The 21,685-nt window shown below is 71.5% G+C and carries 17 protein-coding genes; 7 read left to right on the top strand and 10 right to left on the bottom strand.

Features of this window, described 5'->3' with window-relative positions; genetic code table 11:
- Nucleotides 1-132 precede the first annotated feature (132 nt).
- Together SMD20_RS42915 and SMD20_RS42910 are read left to right on the top strand one after the other, a co-directional pair.
- Nucleotides 133-558 carry a hypothetical protein gene (locus tag SMD20_RS42915; RefSeq protein WP_329592244.1) on the top strand — a complete coding sequence of 142 codons (426 nt, stop codon included), beginning with the start codon at nt 133-135 and terminating at the stop codon, nt 556-558.
- Between the two features lie 42 nt (nt 559-600).
- Complete coding sequence (locus tag SMD20_RS42910; RefSeq protein ID WP_329592242.1) at nt 601-1,569, top strand: TIGR03557 family F420-dependent LLM class oxidoreductase; 969 nt, start codon at nt 601-603, stop codon at nt 1,567-1,569.
- A gap of 2 nt (nt 1,570-1,571) precedes the next feature.
- Here SMD20_RS42910 and leuS read toward each other — a convergent pair whose 3' ends face one another.
- Nucleotides 1,572-4,052, bottom strand: a complete 2,481-nt coding sequence (gene leuS, locus SMD20_RS42905; RefSeq protein WP_329592240.1) for a leucine--tRNA ligase — start codon at nt 4,050-4,052, stop codon at nt 1,572-1,574.
- 431 nt (nt 4,053-4,483) lie between these two features.
- Here leuS and SMD20_RS42900 point away from each other — a divergent pair, with 431 nt between their 5' ends.
- On the top strand, nt 4,484-6,490 hold the full coding sequence (locus SMD20_RS42900) for a hypothetical protein (protein WP_329592238.1): 2,007 nt from the start codon (nt 4,484-4,486) through the stop codon (nt 6,488-6,490).
- Here the strand turns inward: SMD20_RS42900 and SMD20_RS42895 are convergent.
- Nucleotides 6,487-7,728, bottom strand: a complete 1,242-nt coding sequence (locus SMD20_RS42895; RefSeq protein ID WP_329592236.1) for a cytochrome P450 — start codon at nt 7,726-7,728, stop codon at nt 6,487-6,489. The genes SMD20_RS42900 and SMD20_RS42895 overlap by 4 nt on opposite strands.
- Nucleotides 7,729-7,951: 223 nt before the next feature.
- Here SMD20_RS42895 and SMD20_RS42890 point away from each other — a divergent pair, with 223 nt between their 5' ends.
- Nucleotides 7,952-8,980 (top strand): methyltransferase domain-containing protein, encoded by a 1,029-nt coding sequence (locus tag SMD20_RS42890; RefSeq protein ID WP_329592235.1) that lies wholly within the window; start codon nt 7,952-7,954, stop codon nt 8,978-8,980.
- Between the two features lie 6 nt (nt 8,981-8,986).
- Here SMD20_RS42890 and SMD20_RS42885 read toward each other — a convergent pair whose 3' ends face one another.
- The 3 genes from SMD20_RS42885 to SMD20_RS42875 form a co-directional block, all read right to left on the bottom strand.
- Complete coding sequence (locus SMD20_RS42885) at nt 8,987-9,826, bottom strand: alpha/beta fold hydrolase (RefSeq protein ID WP_329592233.1); 840 nt, start codon at nt 9,824-9,826, stop codon at nt 8,987-8,989.
- Nucleotides 9,827-9,849: 23 nt separating this feature from the next.
- Entirely contained in the window at nt 9,850-11,103 is a 1,254-nt protein-coding gene (locus tag SMD20_RS42880; RefSeq protein WP_329592231.1) for a cytochrome P450, read from the bottom strand.
- A 95-nt stretch (nt 11,104-11,198) separates the two neighbouring features.
- Entirely contained in the window at nt 11,199-12,740 is a 1,542-nt protein-coding gene (locus SMD20_RS42875) for a GMC family oxidoreductase (protein ID WP_329592229.1), read from the bottom strand.
- 149 nt (nt 12,741-12,889) lie between these two features.
- Between SMD20_RS42875 and SMD20_RS42870 the strand changes: the two genes are divergently transcribed.
- Together SMD20_RS42870 and SMD20_RS42865 are read left to right on the top strand one after the other, a co-directional pair.
- Complete coding sequence (locus SMD20_RS42870; RefSeq protein WP_329592227.1) at nt 12,890-14,425, top strand: long-chain-fatty-acid--CoA ligase; 1,536 nt, start codon at nt 12,890-12,892, stop codon at nt 14,423-14,425.
- Between the two features lie 104 nt (nt 14,426-14,529).
- Nucleotides 14,530-14,655 (top strand): hypothetical protein, encoded by a 126-nt coding sequence (locus SMD20_RS42865; RefSeq protein ID WP_281249697.1) that lies wholly within the window; start codon nt 14,530-14,532, stop codon nt 14,653-14,655.
- Nucleotides 14,656-14,665: 10 nt separating this feature from the next.
- Here SMD20_RS42865 and SMD20_RS42860 read toward each other — a convergent pair whose 3' ends face one another.
- Nucleotides 14,666-15,310: a TetR/AcrR family transcriptional regulator gene (locus tag SMD20_RS42860; RefSeq protein WP_329592226.1), complete on the bottom strand. Its 645-nt coding sequence runs from the start codon at nt 15,308-15,310 to the stop codon at nt 14,666-14,668.
- Between the two features lie 114 nt (nt 15,311-15,424).
- Between SMD20_RS42860 and SMD20_RS42855 the strand changes: the two genes are divergently transcribed.
- Nucleotides 15,425-16,339 carry a zinc-binding dehydrogenase gene (locus tag SMD20_RS42855; RefSeq protein WP_329592225.1) on the top strand — a complete coding sequence of 305 codons (915 nt, stop codon included), beginning with the start codon at nt 15,425-15,427 and terminating at the stop codon, nt 16,337-16,339.
- Nucleotides 16,340-16,369: 30 nt separating this feature from the next.
- On the opposite strand, the gene SMD20_RS42850 is transcribed toward SMD20_RS42855, so the two are convergent.
- The 4 genes from SMD20_RS42850 to SMD20_RS42835 form a co-directional block, all read right to left on the bottom strand.
- Complete coding sequence (locus SMD20_RS42850; protein WP_329592222.1) at nt 16,370-17,629, bottom strand: cyclopropane-fatty-acyl-phospholipid synthase family protein; 1,260 nt, start codon at nt 17,627-17,629, stop codon at nt 16,370-16,372.
- A 4-nt stretch (nt 17,630-17,633) separates the two neighbouring features.
- Complete coding sequence (locus SMD20_RS42845) at nt 17,634-18,983, bottom strand: FAD-binding oxidoreductase (RefSeq protein WP_329592220.1); 1,350 nt, start codon at nt 18,981-18,983, stop codon at nt 17,634-17,636.
- 131 nt (nt 18,984-19,114) lie between these two features.
- On the bottom strand, nt 19,115-20,098 hold the full coding sequence (locus SMD20_RS42840; protein ID WP_329592218.1) for an NAD(P)-dependent oxidoreductase: 984 nt from the start codon (nt 20,096-20,098) through the stop codon (nt 19,115-19,117).
- Entirely contained in the window at nt 20,095-21,639 is a 1,545-nt protein-coding gene (locus SMD20_RS42835; protein WP_329592216.1) for a serine/threonine-protein kinase, read from the bottom strand. Before SMD20_RS42835 ends, SMD20_RS42840 begins: the two co-directional genes overlap by 4 nt.
- Nucleotides 21,640-21,685 lie beyond the last annotated feature (46 nt).

Here is a 21,685-nt window from a genome sequence, read left to right as displayed (position 1 = left end):
ACCAAACCCGGCCCAAGAATTCTCCTCCTGGCGGACCGACTGTGTACGAGGAATGCCAAGAACGGGGTGTTCGGCACGCGCGGGGGCAGGTGGGCGGGCGACCGGACCACGGACCGGATCACGGAGGGGAACATGAGGATCTTCGCCCGTACCCACCAGCTTCCGCCGCGGCTGGCGGCCGCCGCCATCATGCTGCACTCGGGAGCCGACATGACCGGCGCCGACGAGGAGCAGGCGAGCGGCCTGCACGGCATGGCGGCCGGCGCCTACCCCTTCCTCGGCTCGATGGATCCCGTGCACTTCACCCGCCTGCTGTCCCGGGCCGAGCTCGCGCTCGGGGCCGCGCTGGCGCTGCCGTTCGTGCCGTCACTGCTGGCCGGGGCGGCGCTGACCGGGTTCGCGGGCGGGCTGGTGGGGCTCTACCTCCTGACGCCGGGCATGCGCCGCGAGGGCAGCCTCCGGCCGACGCAGCAGGGCCTCAGCGTGGCCAAGGACGTCTGGCTGCTCGGCATCGGCCTGGGGCTGGTCCTGGAGGAGCTGGCCAAGCGAGGATCTTGACACCCCGGCACTAAACCGGACATACACGGGTAGTCCCGACGCATGGTACAGATCGGCTACACCCTGATGTCGGAACAGACACCGGCCCGCGAGCTGGTCGACTATGCCGCGGCGGCCGAGCGGATCGGCTTCGACTACGCCGTCATCTCCGACCACTACTTCCCATGGGTGGAGGAAATGGGGCACTCGCCCTACTGCTGGTCGGTGCTCGGCGCCGTCGCCCAGGTCACCGAGCGCATCCCGCTCATGACGTACGTGACCTGCCCCATCATGCGCTACCACCCGGCCGTGGTGGCCCAGAAGGCGGCGACGATGGGCGTGCTCAGCGAGGGCAGGTTCACCCTCGGGCTCGGCGCGGGCGAGAACCTCAACGAGCACGTCATCGGCGAGGGATGGCCGCCCGTCGACACCCGGCACCGGATGTTCGCCGAGGCCGTACAGATCATCAAAGAGCTGTTCGGCGGCGGGTACGTCACCTACCAGGGCGAGTTCTTCGACGTCGACTCGGCCAAGCTCTACGACCTGCCCGACCGGCCGGTGCCGATCGGCATCGCCGCCTCGGGCGGGCAGTCGGCCGACCTGGCCGCCGAGCTCGCCGACGCGCTCGTGATCAACGACCCGATGCCGCAGGTCGTCGAGCACTTCAACGCCGCGGGCGGGCGGGGCAAGCCGGTCTACGGCCAGCTCGCCCTCTCCTACGGCAGCGACGCCGAGGCCGCCAAGCAGCGCGCCCACAAGCTGTGGCGCTGGTCGGCGGTGGGCGGCTGGAAGGTCATGGCCGAGCTGCCCGGCCCGGTCAACTTCGCCGCGGCGGCCACCACGGTCCGGCCCGACGACGTCGCCCAGAGCGTGCCGTGCGGCGACGACGTGGACGCCGTCGTGCAGAGCGTCAAGAAGTTCGCCGACGCCGGCTACACCCACGTGGCGCTCGTGCAGATCGGCCACGACCAGCAGGAGCCCTTCTTCGACTGGGCCGAGAAGGAGCTCCTGCCGGCGCTCAGGTCCCTCTGAGGCTAGGGGACGATGTTGACCAGCTTGGGCGCGCGGACGATGACCTTGCGCGGCATGCCCGACAGGTAGGCCGAGACCTTCTCCGAGGCCAGGGCCAGGGCCCGCAGGTCCTCCTCGGAGATGCCCGGCGGCACCTCCAGGCGGTCACGGACCTTGCCCGCCACCTGCACCACGCAGGTGACCGACTCCTGCACCAGCAGCGCCGGGTCGGCCACCGGCCAGCCGGCGAAGGCGACGGGACCGGTGCGGCCCAGCCGCTCCCAGCCCTCCTCGGCGACGTAGGGGGCCACCAGGGACAGCATGACCGCCAGCGTCTCGGCGGCCTCGCGGACGGCCGGGTCGGCGGGGCCGGGGCCCGAGTCGATCGCCTTGCGCGCCGCGGAGGTCAGCTCCATCATGCGCGCCACCGCCACGTTGAAGCGGTAGGAGTCGAGCAGCTTGGTGACCTCGTCGATCGTGTGGTGCACGACCTTGCGCAGCTCGGCGTCGCCGGCCTCGACCGGCGTGCCGGGCTCGCTGGTGACCTCGGACATCACGCGCAGCGCGCGGGCCAGGAACTTCTGCGAGGCCAGCGGCGACAGGTCGGCCCAGTCGATGTCGTCCTCGGGCGGACCGGCGAAGATCATGGTCAGGCGCACCGCGTCGACGCCGTAGGCGTCGATCTGCTGCCCCAGGTCGACGCCGTTGCCCAGCGACTTGGACATGGCCTTGCCGCCGTTGATCACCTGGCCCTGGTTGAGCATGCGCTTGAAGGGCTCGGTGAAGTCCACCATGCCCATGTCGTGCAGGACCTTGGTGAAGAAGCGCGAGTAGAGCAGGTGCAGCACGGCGTGCTCGATGCCGCCGACGTACTGGTCGACCGGGCCCCACTTGCGCACCTGCTCGACGTCGAACGGGCCGTCGGTGTGGCCGGGCGAGCAGTAACGCAGGAAGTACCAGGACGAGTCGACGAAGGTGTCCATCGTGTCGGTGTCGCGCTGGGCCTGGCCGCCGCACTTGGGGCAGGAGACGTTGACCCACTCGGCGGCCGAGGCCAGCGGGGCCACGCCCTTGGGCGCCAGCGCCTCGCCGCGCAGGTCGGGCAGCGTGACGGGGAGCTGGTCGTCGGGAACCGGGACCTCGCCGCAGTCGGGGCAGTGGATGATCGGGATCGGCGTGCCCCAGTAGCGCTGGCGGGACAGCAGCCAGTCGCGCAGCCGGTAGTTGACCGCGCCGGTGCCCCTGCCCTCCTTCTCCAGCAGCTCGATGATCCGGGAGATGCCCTCGGCCTTGGTCAGGCCGTCCAGCGGACCGGAGTTGACCAGCGTGCCCTCGCCGGGCGTGGCCACGCCGGTCTCGCCCGGGTCGGCCAGGCCGGTGTGCACGACGACCTTGACCGGCAGGTCGAACTTGCGCGCGAAGTCGAGGTCGCGCTGGTCGTGGGCGGGCACCGCCATGATGGCGCCGTGGCCGTAGTCGGACAGCACGTAGTCGGCCGCCCAGACCGGGATGCGCTCGCCGTCGACCGGGTTGATCGCGTAGCGACCCAGGAAGACGCCGGTCTTCTCCTTGTCGGTGGCCAGGCGCTCGATGTCGCTCAGCCGGGCGACCTCGGCGCGGTAGGCCTCGAACGCGGGCCGCTGCTCGTCGGTGACGATCTCGTCGGCCAGCGCGGCGTCGGCGGCGACGACGAAGAACGTGGCGCCGAACAGGGTGTCGGGGCGCGTGGTGTAGACCTGGACCGGCTCCTCGCGGCCCTCGATCTCGAACAGCACGTCGGCGCCCTCGGAACGGCCGATCCAGTTGCGCTGCATGGTCAGCAGCCGCTCGGGCCAGCCGTGGAGCTGGTCCATGTCGTCCAGCAGCCGCTGCGCGTAGTCAGTGATCTTGAAGTACCACTGGGTCAGCTCGCGGCGGATCACGTCGGCGCCGCAGCGCTCGCACTTGCCGGCCACGACCTGCTCGTTGGCCAGCACCGTCTGGTCGTTGGGGCACCAGTTGACCAGGCCGCCCTTGCGGTAGGCCAGGCCGCGCTCGAAGAAGCGGATGAACAGCCACTGGTTCCAGCGGTAGTAGTCGGGGTCGCTGGTGTGCAGGCGGCGCGACCAGTCGAAGGACAGCGCGTAACGCTTGAAGGAGTTGGCCTGCGTGTCGATGTTGGCGTAGGTCCACTCCGCCGGGTGCGCGTTGCGCTTGATCGCGGCGTTCTCGGCGGGCAGGCCGAAGGAGTCCCAGCCGATCGGGTGCAGCACGTTGTAGCCCTGCTGCATCCAGTAGCGCGACACGACGTCGCCGAGCCCGAACGCCTCGGCGTGGCCCATGTGCAGGTCGCCCGAGGGGTAGGGGAACATGTCGAGCATGTAGCGCCGCTCGCGGGGGTCGGCGGGGTCTTCGCTCGCCCGGTAGGGCTCCTGCTCCTCCCAGCGCTGCAGCCACTTGGCCTGCAGTGCCTGCGGGTCGTACTCACTCACGGCTACTGTCCTTCTGGCTTGACTCGGACCCATAAGAAAACCCCCCGTGCACAACGAGGGGTAGCCGCGACGGCGAGATCTCAGAGCCGTCGCGGCCCGCTAAGAAGCAGGGTCGCGGAACGCATGTGTCAAGCCTAGCGCACCTCTTCGGCTGAATGCAGGCAGACGATCGGCGGCCCCAGGCACAATGGACGCTTCAGGGTTGACGAGACCCGATGGTGATGTATCCGTTGTGACCTCATTCGTCCCAGAAGATTACCCTTGTCGCCGTGGTATACCCAGCTGAGCGCGATCGACCGGAGGACGGCCTGCCCATGCAGGACCCGCCCACCGATCCGCATGGCTTCGCTCGTTTCGCTGCGGAACCACCCACATCTCCTGGAAAATCCCATGAGATCATGCCTGGTACGTCAAATCCGGATATAAGGGTTGATCCGGACAGAACTTCGGGAGGACCGGCAGACATGGCAACGGATAACTCCGGACCACACCTGCCCCCGTCCTGGCCGGAGGCGCCGCGCAGGGAACCGTCCTCGTGGGCCAGCACGCCCTCCGAGCAGGAATCCTCCCCGTCCTGGGCGGGAACGCCCGCGGCCGAGGTGCCCATGTCGTGGCCGGAGACGCCGCGGCCGGCCGGTCACGACCCCTCCTGGCCCGAGCCGCCGCGCCCCGAGAGCTCCTGGCCCGAGCCGCCCCGCGCATCCCGCGGCAACCCGACGAACGGCCCGACGAACGGCCCGGTGAACGGCACAGGTCACGCTGCCGGCAACGGCGCGGCGCACGGGAACGGTCCGCGGAACGGCGGCGCGAACGGCGCGGCCGGCGACGGCCGCCGCGCGGACGCCCCCGGGTCCTACGGCGCGCAGGACCCCGGCCCGTCGTGGCCCGAGCCGCCCCGCCCGGACTCCGGCTGGCCCGAGCCGCCACGCAAGGACGGCGGCGCTCCGGCGTGGGCCGGCGAGCGCGGCAACGACCGGCCTCCCGGGCCCGGCCCGATGCCCAACTCCGGGCCCAACTCCGGGCCGAACTCCGGGCCCAACGGCATGGCGGACCCCATGAACTCCGGCCCCGGCTCAGGACCGAACCGTATGCCCGACCCGATGAACTCCGGGCGTATGCCCGACCCGGCGTTCGACGCGGCGGCCCATCGGGTGCCCGACCCGGTGCCCGCCTGGCAGCAGCCGCCGACACCCTCCCCCGGCGCGTGGGCCAACCTGTCCACGCCGGCGCCCTGGCCGCCCCGCGCCCCTGAGCCCGTCGAGGCGCCCGAGCCGCGCCCGTTCGACGGCGCCCCGGCTCCGGCCCGGTTCGACGGCGCCCCGGTCGCGTCGGGTCCGGTCTCGTCGGGTCCGGTCTCGTCGGGTCCGGTCTCGTACGACGGCGCGCCGGCCGCGTCGGCGCCGGTCTCGTTCGGGCAGGCCGCCGCCGCGCCCGCCGGGACGCTGCCGCACGAGGGCCCGTCCGGGCCGCACGGTCCCCCGCCGCAGCCGTCCGAGGAGCGCACGATCACCTACGGCCGCCCCGGCGAGACCCACATCGGCGCCCCGCCGACGCCCCCCGGCGAGCACGGGCAGCCGCCCCAGCAGGGGTCACGCGCCGGCTCCAACCTGAGCCGCGACCCGTCCGACCCGGAGAACAGGTTCGTGACCGCGGGCCAGATCAGCGGCTCGCGCACCCCTCCCCCCGAGCGTCAGCAGGAGCTCTGGAACACCGTCTTCGGCGACAACTACGAGGCGATGGACGGGCGCGACCCGCTGGACGACGACGACGAGGGCAAGCCGATCTGGATCTACGCCCTCGGCGGCTCCGTGGCGATCGCGCTGGTGGCCGCGCTGCTGTGGGCGTTCCTGGCGGGGCCGCTGGCCGGCGAGGACCCGGCGAGCACCGCCGCCGCCGGTCCCACGGCCTCGCAGAAGCCGAGCACGACCAAGTCCGCCACCTCGATCGGCCCGCTGCCGAAATATCCCGGCAAGGCCTCGCCGGTGATCGGCCGGGTGCCCGACCAGGAGGCCGGGATCTCCGTCCCGCGCCTCGGCGGCACCTGGCAGCTCGACCAGCGCGCGACGGTCAAGGCGACCTACGGCTACGACACCCGCCAGTACGTCCCGATCAACGAGGACAAGTCGGCCATGGTCATGTCGGGGCCGCTGCCGGAGCGGCTGGCGTCGTACTACGACCAGGACGACCTGGAGCCGGTGATCAAGCAGGTCGTGCTGGACGCCAGGAAGCGGTTCTTCCCGTCCGACAACAAGGTCCGCAAGGTCGCCCAGCAGGCGATCAAGGTGGGCGACAAGACCGGGCGGCTGATCGCGTACTCGTTGACGTCGGGCACCGACAAGGCCACGATCGTGACGATGGCGGTCAACACCGGCGGCAGCGTGCCCGCCATCGTCTTCGTGTCGATCCCTGCCGAGAGCAAGCAGCTCCTGCCCGACATCCGGGTGGTGATGAACCAGCTCAGGCTGGGCTAGAAGCGGCACTCCATGTGCTTGATGCCGTTGATGAACGAGGAGTGCAGCCGGTCCGGCTCGCCGCCCTCGATCTGGGGCACCCGGCGCAGCAGCTCGCGGAACATCACCGTGATCTCGCGCCGGGCCAGGTGCGCGCCGAGGCAGAAGTGGGGCCCGGGCCCGCCGAAGCCGACGTGCGGGTTGGGGTGGCGGGTGACGTCGAAGCGGTACGGGTCCTCGAACACCGCCTCGTCCCGGTTGGCGGCCCAGTAGAACAGGACGGCCTTCTCGCCCTGGCGGTAGAGGTGGCCGTTCATCTCGAAGTCGCGGGTGACCTTGCGGCGCATGAAGTTGACCGGCGAGGCCAGCCGGACGATCTCCTCGACCGCTGAGGGCGCGCGGCCGTCGAGGTCCTCCAGCCAGCGGGCGCGCTGGTCGGGGTTCCCGGTCAGCAGATGCAGGCCGTGGGAGATGGCGTTGCGGGTGGTCTCGTTGCCCGCCACGACCAGCAGGATGAAGAACGAGCCCAGCTCCTGCATGGTCAGCCGCTCGCCGTCGATGTTGGCGTTGACCAGTGACGAGGTGAGGTCGCCCGTCGGGTTCTCGCTGCGGTGGGCGGCGAGGTCCTGGACGAGCTGCTGCAGCTCCATGCCGGCGGTGAGCAGGCGGGTGGCGATCTGTTCGAGGTCGCCGCCGGTGTACTCGGGGTCGAAGCCGCCGAGGATGACGTTCGAGCGGTCGAAGACGTACGTGTAGTCCCGCTCGGGGATGCCCATCATGTCGCAGATGATCTTCAGGGGGAGCCGGGCGGCCACCTCGGTGACGAAGTCGACGCCGGGGCCCTTGGCCAGCAGGTCGTCCACGATGGCGGTGGCCGCCGACTCGACGTCCGCCTCGAACTGCTTGATCATCTTCGGGGTGAACGCCCGCGAGACGATCCTGCGCAGCCGGGCGTGGCGCGGATCGTCCATGTTGATCATCGAGCCGAAGTACTCGGTGAACTCGCTCGGCATGTCGGGGATGTTGGTCGCGCCGCCGTCACCCGAGCAGAAGACCTCAGGGTTGCGGCTGGCCTCCAGGATGTCGGCGTGCTTGACCAGCGCGTAGTAGCCGGGGCCCTTGGGGGCGACGCCGACGTCCATCTCCTCGAAGAACGCGGGGGTCTCACGGGCACGCAGCCGGTCGAAGGCCTGCTCGCGCTCCTCCATGGGCCTGGCCCAGAAGTCGCGGTCCGACAGGTCGAAGTCGAGGACGCTCATGAGGCAATCATTGGAAAAGCAGGCACTTACGTCAATGGTTCTTACGTACACCGTACGTACGTGATCAACCGGGCCCCGTCCTGTGGCTAGAATGACCGCCATGTACGCGTTCTTCTTCGCCCTCGGCTAGCGATCCGCCGGCGGGCCGCGGAGCACCCCACCGCCGGCGATGCGGGACGGCTGAATCAGCGCCGTCCCGGGTCGCGACGTGGGAGAAGGACACGTGCATACTTTTGCCGTGGCCAGGGCGGTGCACGGCATCGAGCCCTTGGTGGCCACGGAGATCCGGCGTTCCGGCGCGGGCGTGGTACGCGGGATGCGCCATCGCGAGGTGTGGTTCGAGACCCCGGGCACAACGGGGCTGCCGGCGCTGCGGACGGCCGACGACGTGCTGCTGGCCGCCGCCGTGGTGGACGGGATCGGGCGGGAGCGCTCCGCCCTGCGGCGGCTCGCCCGGGCCGCGCGCGAGCTGGACCCCGGGCTGCTGCCGGCGCCCGGCCCCGCCGGGGTCGAGGTGTCGGCGTCGTTCGTGGGCCGGCGCAACTACACCAGGTACGACGTCGAGGACGCGGTGGGGGCCGAGCTGGCGCGGCCGGCGCGGGTGCCGTACCACTCGCGGCGGGACGGCGCGCGGCCACCCGGCGAGGCGACGGCCTGGCGGGTCACGATCGAGGGCGAGCGGGCGGTGATCGCGGTACGGCCGGCCCCGCGTCCGCTGCACCGGCGCGCGTACAAGACGGCCTCCATCCGTGGCACCCTGCACCCGCCGCTGGCCGCCGCGATGGGAGAGCTCGCCGACCTGGCCGGTCTGTCCGCCGGGGCGAGGACGGTGCTGGACCCGTGCTGCGGCGCGGGCACGACGCTGATCGAGGCGCGCGCGCTCGCGCCAGGAGCCCGCTTCCTGGGCTTCGACCACGCGCCCGACGCGCTCGCCGCCGCCAGGGCCAACGCCGGCGGCGGCGAGGCGTTCGCCTGGGCGCGCGCCGACGGCGGCCGCGTCCCCGTACGGGACGGGGCGGCCGACCGGGTGCTGGTCAACCCGCCGTGGGGCCGCCAGGTGCCGCCCGTGGGGCTGCTCGCCGGCGGGCTCGGCCCGCTGTGGCGGGAGGTGCGGCGGGTGCTGGCCGACGACGGGCTCGCGGTGGCGCTGATCCACGACGACGGGCCGCCGCACGGGTTCGCCGTGGAGCGGGCCGTACGGGTGAGCCTGTCCGGGCGGCACCCCTTGATCGCGGTGCTCAGGAAGGAGTGAGGAGGGTCAGGCGGGCCCGAGCCAGTCGAGGATCAGCCGGTTGACCTCGTCCGGCCGCTCCAGGTGCAGGAAGTGGCCCGCGTCCGCCACGATCTCGGCACGCGACCCGGCGGGCAGGTGCGCGACGGCGTCCTTGACGAGTCCGGCGCCCAGGCAGCCGTCCTGGGCGCCGTGCAGGTAGAGCACGGGCCCGCGCGCCTCCGGATCCGGCTCCGGGTAGCGGCCGGAGGGCGGGGTCGTGCCGAGCATCGCGCGGTAGTAGCCGATGGCCGCCGCGAGGTTGGCCGGGTCGTCGAGCAGGCTGCGGCGGACGAAGGCGAGGTCCTCGGTGGCGTCGTACCCCGGTGACCAGTCGCGCCAGAGGCCGTCGAGGAAGCCGGGGGCCGCCGCGGCGGCCTCGGCCAGCGGGGTCTGGAACAGGAAGATGTAGAACGAGCGCCGGAGCTGCTCGTAGTCGAAGAAGGAGCCGGCCAGCGCGCCCGGCGGCGGCACCGCCAGCGCGACGGCCCGGCGGAAGCGGCGGGCGCACTGGTGGACGGGGAAGGCGCCCCAGTCGTGCCCGATGACGACGGCGTCCGCGCCGCCGCCCAGCTCCTCGCGCAGCGCGAGGACGTCGGCGGCCAGCGCCGCCCCCTCGTACGCCCCGTCGGCCGGGATCTCGGTGGGCGCGTAGCCGCGCAGGAACGGCGCGACCGCCCGGTAGCCCCGCTCGGCCAGCGCCGGCATCAGGTGCCGCCAGGTGTGCGCGGTGTCGGGGAAGCCGTGCAGGCACAGCGCGAGCGGCCCGTCCCCCAGGGCCAGATACGCGAACTCCAAGCCGTTGGCGTGGACAGTCCTGATCTCCATGACTGCGAAACCTAGCATTCAGGTCAGACGGTGTAGGGCAGGTGCTTGACGCCGTTGATGAAGTTGGACAGCAGGAAGTCCGGCTCCCCCGCCGCGCGGATGCCGGGCAGGCGGGTGAACAGCTCGCGGAACATCACCGTCATCTCCCTGCGCGCCAGGTGGGCGCCGAGGCAGTAGTGCGGGCCGGGGCCGCCGAAGCCGACGTGCGGGTTGGGGTCACGGGTGATGTCGAACGTGTCGGGGTGGTCGAAGACGGCTTCGTCGCGGTTGGCGGAGTTGTAGAAGAGCAGCACCTTGTCGCCCTTCTTGTACGCCGTCCCGTTCATCTCGTGGTCCCGGGTGAGCGTCCGCCGGAACTGGATGACCGGGGTCGCGTAGCGGACGATCTCGTCGCAGGCGGCCACGATGTGCCCGTCGAAGTTCGCCAGGAGCAGTTCGCGCTGCTCGGGGTGGTCGGTGAGCAGCTTCAGCCCGTAGGCGATGGCGTTCCTGGTGGTCTCGCTGCCGGCCACCACGAGCAGGATGAAGAACGAGCCCAGCTCCTGCGACGACAGCCGCTCCTCGCCGTTGACCAGCAGGCTGACGAGGTCGCCCGTGGGCCGCTTGCGCCGCTCGTCGCCGAGGCGGGCGGCCAGCCGGTTGAGTGAGAAGCCCGCGTGCAGCAGCTTGGCCAGGCCGCGAGCCACGTTGAGCCGGCCGAAGTCGGGCGACAGGCCGGTGTACTCGGGGTCGGCGTTGCCGAGGATGACGTTGGTGCGCCGCAGCACCATGTCGTGGAACTCGGCGGGGATGCCCATCATGTCGCAGATGACGCGGACCGGGAGCCGGGCCGCGATCTGGGTGACGAAGTCGCCCGGCCCCTCCTCGACGGCGCGGTCCACGATCTCGGCGGCGGCCCGCGCGAGGTCCTCCTCCATCTTGGCGAGGATGCGCGGGGTGAAGGCGCGGGAGACGATCCGCCGCAGCCGGGCGTGCCGCGGATCGTCCATGTTGATCATCGACCCGAAGTACACGCTGAGCCAGCGCGGCATGTCCGGGATGCTGTTGGAGCACGGCTCGCTGCTGAAGACGGCCGCGTTCCTGCTGGCCTCGGTCACGTCGGCGTGGCGGACGAGGGCGTAGTAGCCCGGTCCGCCGCCGACGAACGGCACGGCCTGCTCGCGCACGAACACCGGGTGATCGAGCGCGCGCAGGCGGCGGAAGGCATCCATGCGCTCGGCCTGCGGCAGCGCCCAGAACGGGATGTGCGACAGGTCGACGTCGGTGGACAAGGTCATACCCACCAACATTGTGCAAGTGACCACTTACGTCAAGTGCGGCTCATTCCGCCCCGAGGATCAGGTCCGCCCGAGGATGCAGGACCGCTCGAGGATCAGGCCCGCCCGAGGATCAGATCCGCCCCCTTCTCGCCGATCATGATGGCCGGGGCGTGCGTGTGGCCGCGGTTGAGCGTCGGCATGATCGACGCGTCCGCGACACGCAGCCCTTCGACGCCGCGCACGCGCAGCGACGGGTCCACGACCGAGCCCTCGTCGACGCCCATCCGGCAGGTGCCGACGGGGTGGTAGAGGGTCTCGGCGCGCTCGCGCACCCACTGGGCCAGCTCCTCGTCGCTCTCCGGTCCCCAGTAGGGGTCCATCGGCCCACCCGCGTACGGCCGCATCGCCGAGGTCGTGAACACCCGCTTGGCCGCCTTCAGCCCGGCGACCAGCCGCCGCACGTCGGCCTCCGCGCTCAGGTAGGCGGGGTCGATGACCGGGTCGCGGCCGTTCAGCGTGATCCGGCCGCGGCTCTCCGGCTGCAGCAGCACCACGCCCACGGTCAGGCCGTGCCCGGTCGCCGGGACGAGGCCGTGCTCCACGAACGGGACCGGCGCGAAGACCAGCTCGATGTCCGGCGCGGGCTCCTCGGGCGAGGTGCGCAGGAACGCGACCGCCTCGCCGACGTTCGTGGTGAGCATGCCGGAACGCAGCACGAGGTAACGCAGCAGGTTGCCGATGGACTCGGCCTTGGTGAGCGTGACCGGCTGGAGGCAGGTGACGTACACGCCGGAGGCGAGGTGGTCCTGGAGGTTCCTGCCGACCTCGGGCAGGTCGTGCACGACCTCGACGCCGGCCTCGCGCAGCCCGTCGGCGGCGCCCACGCCCGAGCGCATGAGCAGGTGCGGCGAGCCGATCGCGCCCGCGGCCAGGACGATCTCGCGCCGCGCCCTGAGCTGCGCGCCGCCGTGCTCGATCCCCACCGCCCTGCGGCCGTCGAACAGCACCCGCTCGACGGTCGCCCCGGTGACCACGGTCAGGTTGGACCGGTTGAGCGCCGGGCGCAGGTAGGCGTCGGCCGAGCTCCAGCGCCGGCCGCGGTACTGGGTGACGGGGGTCGGGCAGTAGCCCTCGTTGGAGGGGCCGTTCAGCTCCCGCAGCCGCTGGTGGCCCAGCTCCTCGCAGGCGCGCAGGAACGCGGCCGTGGTGACGTTGGGGCTGCGCAGCTCGGAGATGTGCAGCGGGCCGCCGGTGCCGTAGACGTCGCCGGCGTTGCTGCCGATCCGGTGCTCGGCCCTGGTGAAGTACGGAAGCACGTCCGCGTAGGACCAGCCGGGGACCTCCCACTGGTCGTAGTCGCGGGCGCAGCCGCGCACCCACATCTGGGCGTTGAGCGAGGACGAGCCGCCGACGACCCGGCCACGCGGCCAGTAGAGCTCCCGGCCGGACAGCTCGTCCTGCTTGGCCGTCGTGTAGTTCCAGTCGTAGTCGGTCTTGAAGAGCTTGGCGAAACCCGCGGGCATGCGGATCTCCAGCTTGTCGTCCTGGCCGCCCGCCTCGACCAGGGCCACAGACACGCCCGGATCGGCCGACAGCCGGTTGGCCAGCACGCAGCCCGCCGAGCCGGCGCCCACGATCACGTAGTCGTACTCCATGGTTCCCTCCATGGGGGCAAGTAATTGACTACTTGCTTACGCCACGTAAGCGGGGACGTCCATATCCAGTTGTAACCTCCGTTACCTACCGGTCGGTATGGCCATGCTGCGAAGATGGCGCGAAAGCCGGTCTAGAGGAGGAAGGCGTCATGCTGAACTTGTCGATCGTCCTGGAGGACAGCGCCAGGAACAACCCGGACGGCACGGCCATCGTCTTCGGTGACATGCGGCTGCCGTACTCGATGATCGACACGGTGGCCAACCAGGTGGCGAACCTGCTGGTGTCACGCGGCATCCGCAAGGGCGACAAGGTCGCGCTGGCCTGCCCCAACCTGCCGTACTTCCCGTTCGTCTACTACGGCATCCTCAAGGCCGGAGCGACCGTGGTGCCGCTCAACGTGCTGCTGCAGTCCCGCGAGATCGCCTATCACCTCGACGACAGTGACGCCAAGGCGCTGTTCTGCTTCGAGGGCTCGCCCGAGCTGCCGCTCGGCGAGCGCGGCAAGGCCGGGTTCGAGGCCGCCGAGGGCTGTGAGCACTTCTTCGTGCTGCCCGCCACCCCGCTCGCCACCGAGTCGGAGTACGGCGAGTCGTTCTGGGCGGCGCTCGGCGGCATGGCGGCCACGTTCGAGACCGTGCAGACCGCGCCCGACGACACCGCGGTCATCCTCTACACCTCCGGCACCACGGGCCAGCCCAAGGGCGCCGAGCTCAGCCACCAGAACATGCTGATGAACGCCATCGTCAGCGACCGCATGTTCCCGGCCACCGAGGGCGGCGACGTCTACCTGGGCGTGCTGCCGATGTTCCACTCCTTCGGCCAGACCACCGTCATGAACACCGGCTTCCTGCGCGGCGCGACCGTCGTGCTCATGCCGCGCTTCGAGCCGGGCGAGGCCCTGGAGCTCATGCGCAAGGAGGGCGTGACGTTCTTCGCGGGCGTCCCCACCATGTACTGGGGCATGCTCACCAAGATCCACGCCGAGGGCGCCGAGGTGCCGGACACCCTGCGGATCGCCGTGGCGGGCGGCGCGTCCTCGCCGGTCGAGGTGCTGAAGGACTTCGAGCAGACCTTCGGCATCGGCATCCTGGAGGGCTACGGCCTGTCGGAGACCTCGCCGGTGGCGAGCTTCAACCAGCCGGGCCGGCCGGCCAAGCCGGGCACCATCGGCACCCCCATCTGGGGCGTGGAGATGAAGCTCGTGGACGGCGACTGGAAGACCGTCGAGGGCGAGGGCCCCGGCGAGATCGCCATCCGCGGCCACAACGTCATGAAGGGCTACTACGGCCGAGCCGAGGCCACCGCCGAGGTCATGCGGGACGGCTGGTTCCGCACCGGCGACATCGCCACGCGCGACGCCGACGGCTACTACGCCATCATCGACCGCGCCAAGGACATGATCATCCGTGGCGGCTTCAACGTCTACCCGCGCGAGCTCGAAGAGGTCCTCATGACCCACGAGGCCGTCTCGCTGGCCGCCGTGGTGGGCGTGACGCACGAGTCTCACGGCGAGGAGATCAAGGCGTACGTCATCAGGACACCCGGCGCCACGATCACCGAGGACGAGCTCATCGCCTGGTGCAAGGCGAACATGGCGGCCTACAAGTATCCGCGGATCATCGAGTTCCGTGACGCGCTGCCGATGACGGCCACCGGCAAGATCCTCAAGCGCGAGCTGCGCTGACCTTCCTCCCCGAAAGGCGGACGCCGTGCGGCGTTCGCCTTTCGGCCGTGCTGATTGTAATCTTGCGGTAACCGCATGCAACCGAGCACGGCAAAGGAGGTCGCGTGGGCCGCCACGAGAAGCCCCACACCCCCAAGGACCAGCCAGAAGAGGGCAACGAAACCGCCAGGCCGGCCGAGCTCCGGCCGAGCCGCGGCAAGCACGCCGCTCCGGCCGAGGACCCGGAGTAGACCTCTCCCTCTAACGGTCCTCCGGCGCGTGGGCCGCCACCTCGGCGCGGAGGTGGCGGCCATCCTCACCGTTCCCAGCAGCACCGTCCCCCAGCAACGCCAGAGCCAGGCTCCGCACTGAGCGGGTGAACCTGCGCGGGTCCTCCGGCGGCGTCACGTGCCGGATCAGCGCCCCGTCGAAGACCGCCAGCAGGGCGTGGGCCACGAAGCCGGCGTCCAGCTCCGGGCGGGCCTCGGCGACGAGGGCGCTGAGGTGCCCGTGCCAGGAGCGGTAGCTCGGATCGTCGTACTTGTCCTCGGCGCACGCCTGCTCGTGCGCCGCCAGCAGGATCGCGTTCCCCTCGGCGATCGAGCCCAGGCCGTCGAGGAAGGCGAGCAGCCGCTCGCGAGCCGGCGCGCCGGGGCCGAGCGGCGGCGGGCCGCCGGTCACCGCCTCCCGCAGGTCCTTCGAGCGCTCCTCCAGCAGCGCCTGCAGCAGCCCGGCCCGGCTGCCGAACCGCCGGAACACCGTGCCCTTCCCGACCCCGGCCAGCGCCGCGACCCGGTCGATGGACACGTGGTCGCCGCCACCCTGCGCCAGCAGCCGCTCGGTCGCCCGCAACACCGCCACCCGGTTACGCGCGGCATCCCCCCGCTCCGCCCGCCCGTCTGCCATGACGTCCTGCCTCCCCCTCATTATTGCGGACCGCTGGTCCGTTTATGCTAGCGTGCGTATCCATGCGGACCGACGGTCCGCTTAACCCTTCGCCACCAAGGAGGCGGCTCGACCATGCGCGCTCTCGTCACCGATCCCGGCGCTCCCGGCGCCCTGCGCCTCGGCACCGCGCCCGAGCCGGAGCCCGGCCCCGGCCGGCTCGTGCTCGACGTCCACCACGTCTCGCTCAACCGCGGCGAGGTCATCGGCGCCGCCGGACGCCCGCCCGGCACCGTCCACGGGTTCGACGCGGCCGGGATCGTCCGGCAGGCGGCGACGGACGGCACCGGCCCGGCCGCCGGCACCCGCGTGGTGGCGTTCGGGGAGGGAGCGTGGGCGCAGCGGATGGCGGTGGACGTCACAGCCGTGGCCGCCGTCCCCGACGGCGTGGACCTGGCCGCCGCCGCCGCGCTCCCGATGGCCGGCCTGACCGCGCTGCGCACCCTGCGCACCCGCCCGATCCTCGGCCGCCGCGTGCTCATCACCGGCGCCGCGGGCGGCGTCGGCCGCTACGCGGTCCAGCTCGCCGCGCTCGGCGGCGCCCACGTCATCGCCTCGGTCGGCTCCCCCGCCCGCGCCGCCGGCCTGGCCGAGCTGGGCGCGGCCCAGGTGGTGATCGGCCTGGACGGCGTCGGCGAGCCCGTGGACCTGATCCTCGACAACGTCGGCGGCCCCCAGCTCACCGCCGCCTGGCAGTTGCTCGCGCCCGGCGGCGACATCCAGGCCATCGGCTGGGCCTCGGGCGAGCCCGCCGTCCTCGCGCCCTACTCGCTGTTCTCGCTCGGCCCGGCCAAGACGGTGAGCACGTTCGGCGACGTACGCGAGCCAGGACCCGACCTCGCCACGCTGCTCGCCTTCGTGGCGTCGGGCCGGCTGTCGCCGGAAGTGAGCTGGCGGGGGCCATGGGACCGGGTCGGCGAGGCCGCCACGGCACTGCTGGAGCGCCGCGTCGCGGGAAAGGCCGTCCTCGACGTCACCCCGGCGTCGTGAAGGACGGCCTCCTGGCCGCGGGCGGGAAGGTCAGGGCCAGTCGCGGGCCGGGCGCAGCGGCATGCCGGAGCGGCCGTCGTCGTCCAGCTTGACCGCCAGCACCTGGTGGAGCTGGACCTTGTTGCGCTCGAAGCCCACGATGCAGCCGGCCATGTAGAGCGCCCAGACGCGGGCGGTGCCCATGCCGACCTCCTGGACCGCGTCCTCCCAGTTGGCGTCGAGGTTGTCGCACCAGTGGCGGAGGGTCTTGGCGTAGTGCTCGCGGAGGTTCTCCTCGTGGCGGATCTCGAAGCCGAGGTCCTCCATCTGGCGGATCAGCCAGCCCACCGACTCCAGCTCGCCGTCGGGGAAGACGTAGCGGTTGATGAAGCCGCTCTTGTTGAAGGTCTTCTCCTTGCCCGTCGGGCGGGTGATGCAGTGGTTGAGCAGCCGCCCGCCCGGCTTGAGCTTGCCGTACAGGAACTCGAAGTACGCCGGCACGTTGTCCTTGCCGATGTGCTCGGTCAGGCCGATGGAGCTGACCGCGTCGAAGCCGGTCTCCCGTACGTCGCGGTAGTCCATGAAACGGACCTCGGCGAGGTCCTGCAGCCCCTCGTCGGCGATGGCCTTCTGCGCCCACTCGGCCTGCTGCTTGCTCAGCGTGACGCCGAGCGCCTTGACGCCGTAGTGCTTGGCGGCATGGATGACCATGCCGCCCCAGCCGCAGCCCACGTCGAGCAGGCGCATGCCCTCCTTGAGCCCGAGCTTGCGCGCCACCAGGTCGAACTTGGCGAACTGGGCCTCCTCAAGAGAGGAGCCCTCCTCGGGGAAGGCCGCGCAGGTGTACGCCATCGACGGCCCGAGCACCCACCGGTAGAACCGGTTGGAGACGTCGTAGTGGTGGTGGATGGCCTCGGCGTCGCGCTGCTTGGCGTGCCGGGAGCCCAGCCTGGCCAGCGTGCTCTGCCGCATCTCCTGCGGCGGCGGCGGGACCCGCATGAGCAGCGGCTTGACGCCGAGCGCCCGCACCGCGGCGACCTTCTCGCCGGTGGACAGATCGTTGGTGGTGATGTTCCACATGCGGTCGAGCAGGGTGTACATGTCGCCGTGCACGTCGATGTGACCGGAAATGTAGGCTCTGGCCAGGCCCAGCTCCCCCGGAGCCTGCGCCAGGTAGGCCACCGCGATCGGCGACTTGACCTCGAGTGCGAGGTCGGCCGCGTCCGGCCCCGCCTTGCTGCCGTCGTAGGCCATGAACGCGATGTTGGCGTCCTTGCCGACGATTTTCTCGAAGATGGTTGCGAGAGCCATCGACTCACCTTCCCCGTACACACTTGTCGTACAGGTCCAGCAGGCGTCCGTTCGGGTCGTATTCCTGCTTGACCGGCCAGTAGGCGTCGCCGTTGTACAACTGCCAGAACTGCTCGGGGTCGTAGAAGGACGTCGAGTAGAGCGACTTGTGGCCGTCGAGATCGTGCACGGCGTTCTCGATCAGCCGGTTGTAGTAACCGTCGAACTGTCCCCGTGGCAGCGGCACCATACCCCAGAAGCCGAAGTTGACATACAGCCGCCCCGGCTCCAGGGGATAGAGCGGCCAGCGCGTCCCCGCTCGGAGCGGGCACATCCACACCGGGGTCATGCCCACCTTGTCGTGGAAGAACTCCAGGAACTCCGCGCCGCGCTCGACGGGCACCTCGACGTCCTGGATGACCGACTCGTGGACGGGCTGGTCGCGCCAGCGGTCGACGCGGGCGGTCACGCCGTACTTCCGGTCGAGCGCGACCAGGCGGCGGTAGACGTCGGAGCGCATCCAGCGGCGCGGCATGAGCGAGCGGACCACGGGCTGCTGCACGCCGAAGGCGCGCGAGCACCAGAACCAGTCGGTGTCCCAGCGCCACAGGTAGTCGTGGATGGTCAGCCAGTCGCGGTTGCGCTGCCTGATCGACTGGTAGTAGATGCGCATGCCGGTGTAGTCGGAGACGTAGGGCGCGCGCTCGGCGAAGCGGCCGAGGGTGATGTACATCTCGCCGGGATCGAAGAAGACGCCGTCCACGAAGTCGACCCGCTCGCCGTCGTGGACCATGCTCTCGCAGATCTCCTGCATGGCGAGCATGCACTTGGCGGCGTCGGTGAACCTGACGTGGGTGAGATGCACGTACGGCTGGACCTTGCGGAGCTTGATCCTGATGCGCAGGGCGTAGCCGAGCGTGCCGTAGGAGTTGGGGAAGGAGCGGAACAGCTCGCGGTGCTCGTTGTCCTCGCGCGCCACGACCACCCGCCCGTCGCCGGTGAGGATCTCCAGCTCCTCGACCGACTCGTGGGGCAGGCCGTCCCTGAAGCTGGTCGACTCGATGCCGAGGCCGGTGACGGCGCCCCCGAGCGTGATGGTCTTGAGCTGGGGCACCACGTACGGCATGAGCCCGTGCGGCAGGGTCGCCTCGACCAGGTGCTCGTAGGTGGTCATGCCCTGGACCTCGGCCGTCATGGTCTCGGGATCCACGCTGATGACCTCGTCCAGGTCGCGTGCCGACAGCTTCGCGGTGCGGGCGGAGTCGCGGAACCTGAAGAGGTTCGACGTCGACTTGGCCAGCCGGGGCGCGGCGCCGCCCGGGATCTCCGCGTACGACTGCCTGATCTGCTCTACTGCCCGTCGGTGTGTCGACATCGTCGTCGTCACCAAAGCACCCCCTTGAGCTGGTAGAGATCGTCCGTCAGCACGGTATCTCCCACTCGCGGCTCGGGCCAGACCGGGGTCGTTAAAGACACGAAAACTGTTTATCGTGCCAGGTGAATCCGTTATCGGGTAGTCATTCCGGTTGACTTCCTGCGGACCGTGGGCGGCAGGCCGTTCACCACACCGGCCAGTTCGCGCCCCTCGACGGCGGCGAGGAGGTTGTCCACGACGGCGGTCAGCAGGCGGCCGCTCGCCTCGGGAGTGACCCCCGCGACATGCGGGCTGAGCAGCACGTTCGGCAGCTCGCGCAGGGGGTCGCCGGGCGGTGGCGGCTCGGTCTCGAAGACGTCCAGCGCGGCTCCGGCCAGGTGGCCCGAGCGCAGCGCCCGCACCAGCGCCGCCTGGTCGACGACCTCGCCGCGGGCGGCGTTGACGAGCAGCGCGCCGGGCTTCATCAGGGCCGGGTCGACGAGGTGCGTGGTCTCCTCCGACAGCGCGATGACGACCACCACGACGTCGCTGCCCGCCAGGAGCGCGCCGAGGTCCTGGTAGGCGGGGTCCTGGCGGGGGGTGCGGGTCCAGAAGCGGACCTCGCAGCCGAGCGCGCGGAACAACTCGGCGCAGGCCACGCCGATCGGGCCGTAGCCGACGATGCCGACGCTGCGTCCGCGCAGCTCGTACGGCCGCAGGCTCTGCTGCGGCCACTCCCCGGCCCGGACCGCGGCGTCGCCCGCGACGAGCCGGCGCGCCAGCGCCAGGGCGGCCGCGAGGCACCATTCGGAGACGGCGACGGCGCTGACGCCAGGCGTGTTCGCCAGCGGCACCCCGGCCGCCGTCAGCGCGCCGAGGTCGTGGCCGTCCACGCCGACCGACGGCTGCTGGACGAAGGCCAGCCGGGGCGCCGCGGCGACCGCCGCGCCGTCGAGGACGAGCGTGCCCGTCCAGTCGCCGAGCACGATCTCGGCGTCCGGCAGCGCCGCCAGGAGCGCGTCACGCTCGCGGGCGGCGGGCACCCGCACGTCCACCCGGTCGCCGAGCGGGGCGAGCAGGCTGCGGATGAACGTCTCGGGAAGCGGCGGCAGGGCGAGCAGGTTCCAGGGGCTCATGCCCTCACCGTAAAGCTGTTGATCACCTGCCGCATCAGCCGCTGGCTGCGCGCCCACTGGCCCTCCGCGACGGTCCAGGACAGGACGTAGGCCGTGTCGCCGACGACCACGGCCCTGCGCAGCTCGCGGTAGCGGGCGCCGGGCGTGACCCAGGGCGCGCCGCCCTCGGCGCCCGCCGTGTAGGTGAGCTCCCACTCCAGCGCCCTGACGCCCTGGTGGTCGACCGTACGGCGGCCCCGGGTGACGACGTCCTCGGCGCTCTGCCGCAGCTCGTCACGGGTGGTGATCATCAGCTCGGCGGGGTCGGTGCTGCTGTAGACGGCCTGCACCCCGAAGTGGGCGCCCCGGTCGCGGCGCGTCCACTCCGTGTACGCCTCCCGCCGCGCCCCCCGCCAGCCGTAGGGCCGCAGGATCGACCAGCCGTCGGGCGATCGCCAGGCCCGTACGAGCGGCGCCGCCGCCCGCGTGACGCTCGGCCTGGCCGAAGGGGTCGCGCTGGGCGTGGGAGTGGCCGACGCCGGGGCGGTGGTGAGCGGGGCGGTCGCGGCGGCGGGCGCGGTGCTGGCGCGCGGCGCGCCCTCGGCCGGCGTGGCGAGCCTGAAGTAGCCGAACGTCCCCGCGCCGACCACCACGACGGCGGCCGTGGCCGCCGCGAGCAGGGTCCGGCCCCGGCCGCCGCGCCCGCGCCCGGGCTCGCCGGCGTCGTCGTAGGCGGGGCGGGAGGTGGCGGCGAGCTCGGTCAGCAGCCGGTCGGCCTCCTCGGCGCTCAGCCGGTGCTCGGGCTCCTTCTGCAGCAGGCCGCGGAGCACCGGGTGCATGGCGGGCGGGATGCGCCGGTAGTCGGGCTCCTCGTTGAGCAGCGCGTTGAGCGTGGCCATGGCCTCGCCCCGCTCGAACGGCGAGCGGCCCACCATGCACGCGTACAGCGTCGCGCCGAGCGACCACAGGTCGGAGGCCGGTCCCGCGGCGTCGGCGCGCACCCGCTCGGGGGCGAGGAAGCTGGGCGAGCCGGTGACCATGCCGGTGCGGGTGAGCGAGGCGTCGCCCTCGACCGTGGCGATGCCGAAGTCGGTGAGCACCGCCCGGCCGTCCTCGGTCATGAGGATGTTGCTCGGCTTGACGTCCCGGTGCAGGATGCCGGCCTCGTGCGCGGCGCGCAGCGCCGACAGCACCTGGCGGCCGACGTCGGCGGCCTCGCGGATCGGCAGCGCGCCGGTGCTGAGCACGACCTGCTCGATCGTGGGGCAGCTCAGCAGCTCCATGACGATCCAGGGCCGGCCGCCCTCCTCGACGACGTCGTAGACGGCGACGACGCCGGGATGGTTGAGCTTGGCGGCGGTGCGGGCCTCGCGGACGGTACGCATGAGCTGACGTTCCCGGTCGCCGGCCGGCAGCCCGTCGGGCAGCACGACTTCCTTGATGGCCACCTGACGGTTGAGGAGCGTGTCCCGGCCTTCCCAGACCACGCCCATCCCCCCGCGGCCCAGCTCGCGCACTAACTCGTAGCGCATGGCGATGAGCCGGTTGCTATCCGATACCATGTCCGTCCCCTGTAGACCACCACGAACAGTGGGCAAGTTTCCCATA

The organism is Nonomuraea sp. LP-02 (assembly GCF_036289125.1).
GTDB lineage: Bacteria > Actinomycetota > Actinomycetes > Streptosporangiales > Streptosporangiaceae > Nonomuraea > Nonomuraea bangladeshensis.
This window is presented reverse-complemented; position numbering and strand designations above follow the sequence as displayed.

Bases quoted from the DNA above. Each gene is read 5' to 3' on its own strand.
- SMD20_RS42915 (WP_329592244.1), top strand. From the start codon at position 133: ATGAGGATCTTCGCCCGTACCCACCAGCTTCCGCCGCGGCTGGCGGCC.
- SMD20_RS42910 (WP_329592242.1), top strand. From the start codon at position 601: ATGGTACAGATCGGCTACACCCTGATGTCGGAACAGACACCGGCCCGC.
- leuS (WP_329592240.1), bottom strand. From the start codon at position 4,052: ATGGGTCCGAGTCAAGCCAGAAGGACAGTAGCCGTGAGTGAGTACGAC.
- SMD20_RS42900 (WP_329592238.1), top strand. From the start codon at position 4,484: ATGGCAACGGATAACTCCGGACCACACCTGCCCCCGTCCTGGCCGGAG.
- SMD20_RS42895 (WP_329592236.1), bottom strand. From the start codon at position 7,728: ATGAGCGTCCTCGACTTCGACCTGTCGGACCGCGACTTCTGGGCCAGG.
- SMD20_RS42885 (WP_329592233.1), bottom strand. From the start codon at position 9,826: ATGGAGATCAGGACTGTCCACGCCAACGGCTTGGAGTTCGCGTATCTG.
- SMD20_RS42880 (WP_329592231.1), bottom strand. From the start codon at position 11,103: ATGACCTTGTCCACCGACGTCGACCTGTCGCACATCCCGTTCTGGGCG.
- SMD20_RS42875 (WP_329592229.1), bottom strand. From the start codon at position 12,740: ATGGAGTACGACTACGTGATCGTGGGCGCCGGCTCGGCGGGCTGCGTG.
- SMD20_RS42870 (WP_329592227.1), top strand. From the start codon at position 12,890: ATGCTGAACTTGTCGATCGTCCTGGAGGACAGCGCCAGGAACAACCCG.
- SMD20_RS42860 (WP_329592226.1), bottom strand. From the start codon at position 15,310: ATGGCAGACGGGCGGGCGGAGCGGGGGGATGCCGCGCGTAACCGGGTG.
- SMD20_RS42855 (WP_329592225.1), top strand. From the start codon at position 15,425: ATGCGCGCTCTCGTCACCGATCCCGGCGCTCCCGGCGCCCTGCGCCTC.
- SMD20_RS42850 (WP_329592222.1), bottom strand. From the start codon at position 17,629: ATGGCTCTCGCAACCATCTTCGAGAAAATCGTCGGCAAGGACGCCAAC.
- SMD20_RS42845 (WP_329592220.1), bottom strand. From the start codon at position 18,983: ATGTCGACACACCGACGGGCAGTAGAGCAGATCAGGCAGTCGTACGCG.
- SMD20_RS42840 (WP_329592218.1), bottom strand. From the start codon at position 20,098: ATGAGCCCCTGGAACCTGCTCGCCCTGCCGCCGCTTCCCGAGACGTTC.
- SMD20_RS42835 (WP_329592216.1), bottom strand. From the start codon at position 21,639: ATGGTATCGGATAGCAACCGGCTCATCGCCATGCGCTACGAGTTAGTG.